This window comes from Candidatus Accumulibacter propinquus (assembly GCF_056856495.1).
Genome location: NZ_JBSEHC010000002.1, coordinates 827,873 through 838,866 on the forward strand (window position 1 = coordinate 827,873; position 10,994 = coordinate 838,866).

The window sequence follows — 10,994 nt, forward strand, 5'->3', positions numbered from 1 at the left end:
GCGCACGAGACGCTGCCACCCACCCCGGCCATCCACTCATTCTCACGCTTCACCCCGCCAGTGGGGGAAGGGCAGCCCTCGCCTAAAAATCAAAAAATCGCAGTGGCGCGAGGAACAGAGCCGATAAGAAAATTCATGCAATATTCAGGCTAGGGCGCTGTTTTATCAGGATTAGGGGCGGGAAAGCAGTTAGCGAATCTTTGCTGAATCGTGGCCATACGCCCTTGTTGTTTGGTATCGCCGGACAAGATAACCAACATCATTCCGGTCATGACCTGTAGACCGTTCGACAACCTCACTGCCTGTGCGAGCAATTCAACAGGGTATCCGTTGCGATGCCGTGTTATTGCGTGAATACCCCCGTGGATATAGGAACTCAACGGTTTCCAGGAATACTCTTTGAATTCAGTCAATTGCCCAAGCGCTTGAGCTGGAGCTTTCCCCTCAAGCTCAACCAGTAGCACACTCAGCATGGGAATTCTGTCAGCCGACTTAACGGTTTCATGATTCAGGTTGCTTTGTAACTTGGAAATAGAACTCTCAGAAGCTGCGTAAAGCGCCCAAATCGCCTTTGCAAGTGCCTCGTATTGCATCCGGAGCACACCGAGTGAGGAGGTGAAGTTTCCGGTCGATATTAGAACGCGCACGCTTTCGGAGTGCTCGAATGAAACCCCGCAGAGGGTGCGACTAGCTGTTATTCGCGGGGAGTTGTCGTATGGTGGCAACTCCAGAAGCTCGGACAGTTCGGTAGCTAGCTCATCCGATTGGTGAAGCAAATCTGCGATATCAGTCACGATGAGACTCATAATGAATATTATCGGGAGGACTCTTGCTGCATAACTCCGGCGCCTCCCGTCAGCTCAGCATCGCCGGGAACCTCCCTCCGGCCACCCCTGATCCGTACCTTGGACGCCTCACACCGACCGGCAGCATACACCCTGCCCACGGCAAGGTCACCTACCGGTAATCATCCCCCTCGATCCGCTCCACCGTCGCATTCCGGTACATGCCGACGATCCCCTCGGCGACCTCCTCGCACATCTCGTCGGGCAGCTTCAGCTCCTCGCCCAGCCGGTACATCGCGCCGAAGTGTCGCGCCAGCGATCGCTCCAGCTGCTCCATGTCCACGGACGTCACGCCCGGCACCACCTCGATGGTCTCGCACAGGCAGCTCTCCAGCAGCTTGATCGACTCGTCGGCCTGCGACAGGAAGAAGAACCAGTAACGCCACTCCTGGTCGAGGTGCTTGATGTACGCGCGCACCTCGGGGATCTCGAACAGCTCGCGCGGGTCGTCGTTGTAGCCGTCCACCACCAGACTGAGCCGGCCGGAGAACTCGAGTGCCGTGTGTCGGTCGGCGGTCAGGCGGCGCAGAAAATGCAACGGCTCGGCGAGGTCGAGGGTTTCGACCTGGCGCCGGGAGAACATCAGGATGACGGGGTCGGTGACGGCGGGGCGGAGGCGCTGGGTCATTGGTGGTGCGGTCGGGTTGGGCGGGTCTCGATAAATGGCCGCAAACGACCCAAAGGCGACGCACGGCTCCCGGAAAAGCGGCCGGTCGAAGTGGTTCTTCTGCAGCATCACGTCTGAATCCACCCGGCGCGGCTTTATCGCGCTGCGTCCCCTGGAACGTAGTGTTGGGCATCATTTGATACGAATACTTTGCCAGTGCTGACGGGCAAAGGCTGCAACACTTAAAGCCATTTGTGCCACCACGTCAGGCGGATAATGTCGCAAGACATCACCATACCTGATTTGGTTTGGATATATTGAAGCACCCAGGCTCTCTGCATCAATTACTGCGCCGACAGTAACCTCTGCATCGCCATGCCTCAGAGAGCAAGAGCGAAGGCGAGTCGCGGGCACAAACATGCGATTGTCTGGCGTGACTTCAACCTCGACCTCGCATTTGCCGAGGTCAGTAAGTAAATTCGCGAGCTTGTGAGATTGCGCCCGTATTGCGGCCACAGGCCTACCAGCGTGCTCAAGCATGGATTTCATTGAAATTTCGGTGGAAAGAAGACTGAGATAAAGAACGGTTCGTTTCGCATCATGGTCGGTAAGTCCATCTGCAACGACGAAGCTGGCAACATCCGCGAGCTTCTCACCAAACGCTATGTCGTATACAGCCATGGTGAATGCTCCGTGATGACAATCGTTTAAGGGAAGAGGCGCCGAGTGTTACTCGCGACCGCAATGTTAGGCTCCAATACTATCTTCGTTTCCCTGTTCCGGGGCCACCGCCACCAGAAACTATTTGCTTCCAGTGAATAGACCGTGAGGGGGTGCGCGCTGATTGATTAATCATTTGTCTCAAGGCTGAAACATCATCATTAGAAAGTGTAGTCGCTCGGGTCACGAGAATATCCAGCGACTCATTCATGCCGATAGATTGCTCCCGCGCAATAGTGGCAACGCGCAACCACAGTTTTTGAAGCTTAAAGAGACGCATAGGGTTATCTGTGTTATGCGAATCGGCTTGCATGTTAGCCCTCTGTGAGTGCCCAACGTTTGACGTGAGGGGCCGCCGTAGCGGCGAAGCCGCGAAGGGAACCCACAAGCGCAGCTTGTGGGCGGTCCCTCTCGACGGAATTGTTAGCCCCCTCACTCGCCATCGAGGTTAGGTGCGCCCTTGCGACGAATGGTCGGCTGGCCCTTCGCGTGGCGAACCTTCTCCTCGGACTCGAGGTATTGCGTCGCCATCGCAGTTATGGCTTTTCGAACGATCTCAATTCCGCGGAACTTGAATTCGACATCGGTGTACGGGCGTGCGTTTCTAGTTCCGCGCACTATATCGAGCGACCACAACGGAGCATTGACCTTGATCTCCCTGTAGACGCGCTCACCTTTGGGCGTTCGCACGGAGAAGTGCATTGGTATGAGCCCGGCAAGAACCATGAACTCGGGCGTAAACGCCGGATCGATGGCCAGACCTTGCTGCTCTAGGAATGCAAGGGCTTCGTTGGTTTTGCTTTGGGCAACTTCGAGATCGGACGGCATGATGTCGATCTCTTGGAAAAAGGTTGAGCTTTCTGCATCCGGAGACTGGCCTGGCGGATACCATCCGCCTTGAAGGTTCGGAAAGAAGTTTGCATTGCGAACTGCCGCCTTCTCACCAAAGTAGCGTGCGCGTTCTTCTACCGACGACGCAAAGTCTGGGCCACGTGCCAAGATGAGATGATGGAGAAGGATTGCGGCGAAGATGGTTTGCTTGGTTGCGAGTAGTTGCGGGCCTCGGCCTTGGTGCGACGGGCGTTTGACCCGCGCTAGCACTTCGGACTCGCTGAATTCAATAGTTACGGTCGAGAGTGTCTTGGATAGCTCAGTGTTCGGAGTGCTGAACATGAGCGCTACCAAATACTCTGGACGGTCTGCGAATTCGATCAGAAAGTCTTGGGCATCCATCTTGTCTCTCCCGTGTTTGTGAGTTTCATTGGTTTTTGACGACGAATCCTCTTCTTCTTCGTCGCGAGACATGACATGGGCTCCTTGAGAGGGCTAACGTGAAGCTAACCGGCGGCCGGAAACAAGCGAAGCTTGCTGTAGGGCGTCCGTGTTGAGCGGCATGTTAGCGTTCATTGTGATCATCATGATGAGAGCTGAACTGCTCCCGCCACCAGAATTACGAGCGTACCGAATATGAGTAACCAAACAGCGACTAGATTTCGCATACTTCGCAGACTTGACATTCTTCTGAATTGGCTTATGGCTGCAAGTTTTGAACGAAGCCTATAGCTGACTGTTGTATCTGACTCATCGGCAGGCGCCCAGAAAAATACTTGCGCTCTACGATGTACGATGCCTGGAAAATCTTCTCGTGAAACCGTTCGAATTTCTAGATTTGCAGAATTTTCTTCACGTTCCGCTCGGCGAAGCGCTAATAGACCAATTTTCCCTCGATGTGTAATCGGCAAAAATATGGTTAACGAAAACAGACTTGAACCAACAATCAGAACCACTCCTGAATATGCTATTACTACCGCAAGGCTTGTGATGCTAGTTGGTGCCATCGAAAATTTAACGGTCAAACTTCCAAAGAAAGTTGCGAGAACTCCTCCGGCTGTCGCTATACGTGCCGCTCTCTGTTCATATTCAAAATATATCTTTTGCCAATAAGCTAGTACATCGTCTAGATGCTGTTCTAGCTTGTCGTCGAACGTAATCTGCATAGCGCTAACTTTGTTTTAGGGAGACAGTTTTGCTGCATAACTCCGGCGCGTGCTCCCTAACTCGACGCCCTGCATCGCGCTGAAAGGCGCTTCCCAGCAGGCTTTCACTCGTACGGTTGCTACTTGGACAGGGAACTAAATTTCCTCGAAAAGCAGCACTACGTAATGTAGGGTCAACAGGATACACCGGGATCGCTTGAATGACTGCTTAGGGCACACTTACTCAGCGTCCGCTCCTGGCCGTAAGGAGCCGCACATCTCAATGCACCTTCGGCACCATTTCCCGCAGCCTCTCCCACACCGCCTCAACGATGACCATCGACACATCGTCAGGGTGAATCGCCTGGTCACGCTCCCTGATCGCATGCATCAGCTCGTCGTTGCCCTGCCACAGCCCCAGGTTATTCCGAATCCACATCCCCAAGCCGAAGTGTAGCCCGATCAGATCCGACTCCGCCATGGCCGCGATCGCCGATTTCTCCTGGTCCGACAGCGAGGCAATCACCACCCCAACCGCTTCGTCAATCGTCGCCGGCCACAGTTTCAATGCTCGCCCTTCCGCCAATCCCACGGCGGTACCGGGCGAGGGTCTGACCACAGGCCGGCATGCTTCGCCCTTGACTCCTGCTCGGCAAACTCATACCGCCCCGCGTCCTCTGGCGTTTGCTCCTTCGCATACTGCCGGTACCACCACGCCAAACCAACGGTGATCTGTGCCAAGCCGGCGTCGAGTGTCTTGGGGCAATGGCTTGTCCGGCAGTTCGTATCCGCGACCATGACTTTGCCAATGATGCGCTGGTAACGGTCGTGCTTGTGCCACTGCACATCGACCTCTTTCCCGAACACAAGGGTCGACATCGATTGTTTCGAGTTCTGGCCGAAGGGTTGTGACTTCTCAGGGGCGTCGATACCAGCGAGACGAATCTTGTGCTGCTCGTGGTTGGCGTCGAGGACGGTGATGGTGTCGCCGTCGGCGACGGCAACCACCGTCCCGGTCAAGGTGTCGGCGTGGGCGTGGAGGGAGAGGAGGAGTAACAGGAGCGGGAACAGAAGACGTAGCGGACGCATTTGCTTGAGGTCACCCCGCAGAGTTGGCGCCAATGGGCGGTCAGTTCCCGATGAAACGACATAGAACCCATCGGGGAGTGTCGAGGATTGTACTCGTCGGCTGCCCAGCGTGAAAACCCCCTCATGGCCCGCCCTTTGAAGGAGGTAGCGCACCCCTCGCCGGGGTCAGTCCGATTGATCTTGCTGGCCCAGAAGACGCCATCACCACGTGCGCCATACAGTTGGCTCTGACGGCGCCAGGCATGGTGGAGACAGTGCTGGCAGGTGTACAACCTGCTGACCTAAGTCGGGCAAGCGAGGCGCGTCAATGTGTGGAATGATAGACTGGCGAATGTCGTCAGTCGGCCATCAGCAGGCGTAGCGGCCGCGAAATGTGATCCGGCGCGAACGGCGGGCAACTGATCTTGAACCGGACGTCCCGTTATCTGCGGACTCTGACAGTTGTTCGGCCTCAGCAGCCATCCAGCCTCCTTTGAATCAGCGACAAAATTGTGTCGTCAAGCAGACGCTCAAAACGGTCAACGCAAGCGGGGCGATTCAGACCTTGACATCGCCGCACCCCCTTGCAAGCTGCAATGTTAAGCTAATGGCGAGGCAACAAATTGCCAAGAACATATTGATAGATGGGAGGGGAAGTGAGGTTACCGGATACTGCTGAATCCTTCGTTGATTCAGTCTGCGCTAACAGCAAGCTGCTTATCGAACGAGGTTTCTGGGAAATCCCCATGCCTCGCTTTGAGAGCTGGTTCCGGCAATTCTGTGGCCCCGAAGAACAGTTCTTTGCAGCTTGTTTGCTTGACCAATTGATATTTAGGACTAGGCAGCAGTTCGAGGCTGCGCTCCGATCTCTGTTTAGAAGCAATCTCTATGGAAATCTCTACCCTGGCGCCCAGGATCTCCAATTGCTGGAGATGCTCAAAGGCAGAACGGATCCGAAGGTAAGGCTGGTTCCCGTTATTTGCGAGACGGACGCTCCGACGAAGTCTGGCCCCTTGGTCTTGCGCCGCTTGCAAAGAATCCTGCTACTCAATGCGAAATGGATGTGCTGGCCGTGGCAGGCAGTCAAAGCAGTCGAAGAAGGTTCGGTCGAAACAATTCTGTTTGTCGACGACTTTCTCGGGTCTGGTGGGCAGTTCGAGGGGTTCTTTGGCCAGTGGCACTTCGACAAGCACTTGGATAGTAGTGTAAGCCACTTCTATGCGCCGGTCGTGGCACATCAGAAAGGCATCGACCATCTCGCGAAGGAACTCCCTCAGGTATGCGTAGTGTCGGCGGAAACGCTCGGTCCATCACACGATTTCTTTTCAGCAGCGGTCTGGGAGCGGATCGGGCACAATGGCTGCGTGACAGCCGATGATGCAAAGTCTTGGTACGTGGATTTTGCTGGCAAGCGAAAATGCGGTCCGAACAGAGTTAGTCCGCTTGGATACGGTGAGCTTGCACTGACGTTTGGCTTTAGCCACTCCACTCCCAACAACTCCCTTCCGATTCTTTGGTACGGGTCTGCCGAATGGCAGCCGATACTTGAGCGCTGATCATGACACACAAATTACCTGACGTATTCTCAAAAAATCGGAGCGAGGAAACGAAGGAGGACATCTGGGCCGACTTCGTCGTCCCGCCGTTCCTTAATGAACTGGGTATCAAGACGCAGAGCAAGGCCATCGTGATCATCGGTGGGCGTGGATGCGGAAAGACAACACTGCTGCGTTACTTCTGCCATGCCACCCAGTTCTCCCCCAAGCGACCCAACGTGCCACAGGCAGACCTCGCGCACATCGGTCTTTATTGGAGGGCCGACACAAACTTTCTTAACTCCTTCGCTGGGGGGGGGCAGGCTCCAGAAACGTGGCGAGCGGCGTTTGAACACGTTCTAGCCTGCGAGTTGGGCAAGGAGATTATTCAGGCGGTCCGGAACCTGAACTGCAACCCGGAGCGTCAGCGCTCGTACGGGAGAATCGACGAACTGGACCTCGAAGCACTTCAGGATTTCGATGCGGCGCTAGGACAGACGCTAAACGACTTGGAGCGGGCGCTTCAAAAAAGTCGCCGAAAGATGTCGTCATGGCTCAACAATCTTGAGACCTTTCCTCGACCCATTTTTTTGCCTGCTCAACCGTTCCTGAAGACACTGGTTGAGACACTCCAAACGCAGTTGCCGTACCTTAGGGACTCGACGTTTGCGGTATTTATCGACGAGTACGAAAACCTTCGTATCGAGCAACAGCAATTCATTAACGGCATGTTGAAGCACGGTGAGCCGCCGCTCCTCTACAACATCGCTATGAAGCGTAATGGGTGGCACACAACCCAAACCTTAGGGTCTGAGTCGATCCAGTTAATTTCTGACTATAGAGAAATCGACCTCGAAGAAGAGGTCGCCAAGGATTTCGATTTGTTTGCGGCCGAACTTCTCTTTTTTCGCTTGGCGGAGCATGCCCCATACCTTCTGGACAGGCTTCCTATCGTCCCTGAGCAATTGCGTTCAGTCAATCAAATTAAGCACCGCTACAAAAATCAAGAGTACCGGGATCGGGTAATCAGAGCGGCGGAAGAACTGCTTCCGCGAACAACTGATCGCGGGGCAGCCATGGCGATTCTTGCAGATCATCGATTGCGGGATTGCCTTCTTGCAAGGGTCCGGGCCGCGTTGTTGAAACGGCGATCACGGATTGACTTGTCTAGTTTCATCGACGATAAGTACCCCGAAGTTTCGGTCCTGATGTCAGCTTTGTTGTACCGTCCACGCGAAGATCCAGACCGGCTGCTTGCCGAGTTTGAGGCCTTGAAGTCTGGAAAGGAGGGCCGCTTATCGCCAACTGGGGATTTGGTAGGGAACAACCTGTTCGGCTGCGTTAACGCCATATACATCGATGCTAGGCGGGAGTCGATCCTATTTTCTGGATTTACCTCGTTGACGCTCATTGCCAAGGCCAATATTCGCCACCTTCTCGAACTGATCCATCGCATCTTCAAAGTTTTCAAATCCAGTGAAGATTGTGAGTTGCCCGTAGTGCCCCCAGCCGTCCAAGCGAAGGCCGTGAAGGATGCGAGCGAGTTGATTCTGGGGACCGTCAGCGGGCACGGAGTTTATGGTCCGCAGCTCCACAATCTCGCACAATGCTTAGGCTCAATTTTCCTGGAGCGGCACAGAAGTGGCCGGCAGAGCGAGCCGGAAATAAATCACTTTACGTTGTCTCGCGGCGAGGTGGACGACAAGCTGCGAAGATATCTCTGCGAAGCCGAGAAGTGGTCAGTGCTGTACGTTGGACGCGAAACGAAGATGAAGTCGACCGGCGCCATCGATGTCGACTACATCTTGAACCCAATATTTTCCCCATACTTTCAGATTTCGTTCCGAAAGAAGCGCAGCTTACCGATATCAGCAGTCCAATTACTTGGGATGCTAGAAGGAGATCAGCGAGGGAGAGACGCTTTGGTGCGCGAATTTAGCCGTCAAGATAACGGCGGCGATGATCACCCTGACCTCTTTGGCGAAGCAGGATCATGACTGGGCCTGGTTACACGTTCACCTCAAGGCAATTGCCATCGGTACCGCCGGAGTGTGCGGGAGCAGATCTCGCCTTTGTTGGCGTATCGGTCGATGATCGTGGGTTCGCGACGGTCAATGCGCTCAAGGATGTCACCAAAACGATTTCCGGTTTTCGCTTTGATCCGGATAACCAAGAGATTTACCTGAACGCTAACAAGTCCAATCGACAACGTATCATCGAGCACATGGACGGTTGCAGTCGTATCTTGATCGACGCAACAACGTTGGGCCTTGGCGAGATTCTGCATCTCCTTATGGCGGCTCGCCAGGGGGGGCATCAGGCCGTGGAATTTCTTTATGCAGAGCCAATCAAGTACACAGAAAACAAGACTGCGCACAAAGAGGAGCCTCAACGCCGCGATTTCGCACTGACGACGAATTGCCGGTTCCAGGGCGTCCTCGGGTTTGCGAACGAATACCAGTCAAACATGAAGGCTGCGCATGTGTTCATGCTCGGCTATGAATCGGCCAGAATTCGTAATGCGTTTGAGCAACTGGGCGAACGAAACCGAAACCGGTACGGCGTCTACGCGGTTATCGGTGTTCCAGCATTCCAGAGCGGATGGGAAGCCAATTCGATCCGTCCACACTTGCACGTATTGGAGGAGCTGGGTATTGACGACCACTCAATCGTGTACTGCCAAGCCAATTCGATACGTGAGACGTACCTGACGCTGTGGGAGCTTTACCGCCAGCTGGGAGACGAAAGTGGTTGTTTCTATGTGTCGCCCATTGGCACGAAACCGCATGCTGTTGGAGCTGCTCTGTTTTTGCTGGAAACCAAGGGAATTGAGCCGACAACGTCCCTCTACTACGACCATCCCCAGCGCGTAAATAAACGTTCAGAAGGAAATGCGACGTGGCACCACGTGACTGTCAGGCTAGCGTAGCCATAGCCCAGTCTATTGGCTGATCACGGCAGAAGAGGCATGTTCCAGAGAGTCTGAATCGGCAAATGCTTGGCACAACTGCCTCCGGCATTTATGCTCCGCCATTCGGCACCGAACGAACTCGAAAGTGTTTTCCACACACGGGCGCAGTTGCGTTGATCAACCGAGATCCGATAGATGCAGTCGGTAAAGAGGCCTGTACCGCCACTGACACGTGCTTGGCGGACGAGACATCTGGATCCTACACGCGGAATGAGAATGTCACCCTGCCGAGCCGAATGAAACGTCTTGTGTGCAGACCCTTGCAGGACAATTTCATCGGTAGCCCCAGGGAAATCCGTCGTATGGAATGCGCTTAATCCCAGGCGTTCGAATTCACGTTGCGACCGGCTGCCACGGGTAATCGAAGCTCCGATAGACGCGAGCGTGTCCAAAATCGTGTCTGTGCGAACATCAATGCGCTGGAGCGCCCGGTGATAATCGATGTCGAGGCTGGTAGTTGCAGCGCTGTAGCTGACTTCGATCTCGTCGATGATGGTGCCGTCAGCTTTTGCTTTACGCAGCAACACGTTCCTGCGTCGATGAGCCGCCCGCTGCCCGGCGATCATGAACGCTCGGACTTGTGCGTTTTGGAACGTGCTCTCATTCAGTTGCGTCACGCACAAACCGCGTAGCTCGCCAACCAACCGTTGCCGCAGCACGCGGTAGGCAGGATCCCTGATCATCGGTGCTGCGACGATCAGTCCCATGCCTGTACCGTGCTCGGCCAGCCCCCAGGCACGAGCGACGAAGGCTACGTCTCCGCGTACCCATTCGCCACCGCCGGCCGGGACGGCCAAGCCTGACATGGCAAGTATTTCTTCGAGCTCAGGCGACGACGGGATTGCGCCGTACGGAGGATTGCTGACGATTAAATCAGCATGGGTAGGCGACTTCCATGCGCGCTTCAATACGTCAGCAAGGATTACGGTCGTCCGGCCGGGGAACACCGCCTCAAGAGCTCGTATGTTTGCCCTATCGATTTCAACAAGCGTTGCCGTGGCCAAGGAGTTTCGCTCAAGTACGGCTTTGGCCAGAGCGCCTTTTCCGGCACCCAAGTCGAGAACGCGACGCACCTCGCATGCATCGACCGGGATCGATTCAGCGAGGAGCTCGGCAATCGGCTGTGGCGTAAACACTTGCCCCAGTCGGTCGGCCGTATCGCGGGCGTGTCGGTACCGTAGGTTTGCCATGCGCAGGCTTGTTGTCTTCAGATGTTGCAACTTTACACAACGTCCATATGGAAAGGGGACTGCCGACATGCGTTTCTCAGCC

Annotated in this window: 11 protein-coding genes; 3 read left to right on the forward strand and 8 right to left on the reverse strand. The window is 54.9% G+C overall.

The features are described 5' to 3' along the window. Positions 1-149: 149 nt before the first annotated feature. The 7 genes from AC15MQ_RS06115 to AC15MQ_RS06145 form a co-directional block, all read right to left on the reverse strand. Complete coding sequence (locus AC15MQ_RS06115; RefSeq protein ID WP_483079651.1) at positions 150-794, reverse strand: DUF6988 family protein; 645 nt, start codon at positions 792-794, stop codon at positions 150-152. 163 nt (positions 795-957) lie between these two features. Next, a complete protein-coding gene (locus AC15MQ_RS06120; protein ID WP_483079652.1) occupies positions 958-1,581 on the reverse strand; it encodes a hypothetical protein in 624 nt (207 codons plus the stop codon). Positions 1,582-1,644: 63 nt separating this feature from the next. Continuing rightward, positions 1,645-2,133, reverse strand: a complete 489-nt coding sequence (locus AC15MQ_RS06125; protein WP_483079653.1) for a hypothetical protein — start codon at positions 2,131-2,133, stop codon at positions 1,645-1,647. A 471-nt stretch (positions 2,134-2,604) separates the two neighbouring features. Further along, a complete protein-coding gene (locus AC15MQ_RS06130) occupies positions 2,605-3,477 on the reverse strand; it encodes a hypothetical protein (protein WP_483079654.1) in 873 nt (290 codons plus the stop codon). Between the two features lie 110 nt (positions 3,478-3,587). Then, the gene (locus tag AC15MQ_RS06135) at positions 3,588-4,169 is read right to left on the reverse strand and encodes a hypothetical protein (protein WP_483079655.1); all 582 of its coding nucleotides are present in this window, start codon (positions 4,167-4,169) and stop codon (positions 3,588-3,590) included. A gap of 259 nt (positions 4,170-4,428) precedes the next feature. Further along, on the reverse strand, positions 4,429-4,716 hold the full coding sequence (locus AC15MQ_RS06140) for a DUF6794 domain-containing protein (protein WP_483079656.1): 288 nt from the start codon (positions 4,714-4,716) through the stop codon (positions 4,429-4,431). Next, positions 4,713-5,237: a thermonuclease family protein gene (locus AC15MQ_RS06145; RefSeq protein ID WP_483079657.1), complete on the reverse strand. Its 525-nt coding sequence runs from the start codon at positions 5,235-5,237 to the stop codon at positions 4,713-4,715. Before AC15MQ_RS06145 ends, AC15MQ_RS06140 begins: the two co-directional genes overlap by 4 nt. 725 nt (positions 5,238-5,962) lie before the next feature. On the opposite strand from AC15MQ_RS06145, the gene AC15MQ_RS06150 reads away from it, so the two are divergent. Genes AC15MQ_RS06150 through AC15MQ_RS06160 form a run of 3 tightly spaced genes read left to right on the forward strand, consistent with a single transcriptional unit; the run spans position 5,963 to position 9,680 of the window. Next, positions 5,963-6,772, forward strand: a complete 810-nt coding sequence (locus tag AC15MQ_RS06150) for a phosphoribosyltransferase-like protein (protein WP_483079658.1) — start codon at positions 5,963-5,965, stop codon at positions 6,770-6,772. A 2-nt stretch (positions 6,773-6,774) separates the two neighbouring features. Beyond that, a complete protein-coding gene (locus AC15MQ_RS06155) occupies positions 6,775-8,748 on the forward strand; it encodes an ORC-CDC6 family AAA ATPase (protein WP_483079659.1) in 1,974 nt (657 codons plus the stop codon). Then, entirely contained in the window at positions 8,745-9,680 is a 936-nt protein-coding gene (locus AC15MQ_RS06160; protein WP_483079660.1) for a hypothetical protein, read from the forward strand. The genes AC15MQ_RS06155 and AC15MQ_RS06160 overlap by 4 nt, the downstream gene beginning before the upstream one ends. A gap of 23 nt (positions 9,681-9,703) precedes the next feature. On the opposite strand, the gene AC15MQ_RS06165 is transcribed toward AC15MQ_RS06160, so the two are convergent. Beyond that, on the reverse strand, positions 9,704-10,994 hold a 1,291-nt coding region (locus tag AC15MQ_RS06165; RefSeq protein WP_483079661.1), incomplete at its 5' end, for a methyltransferase.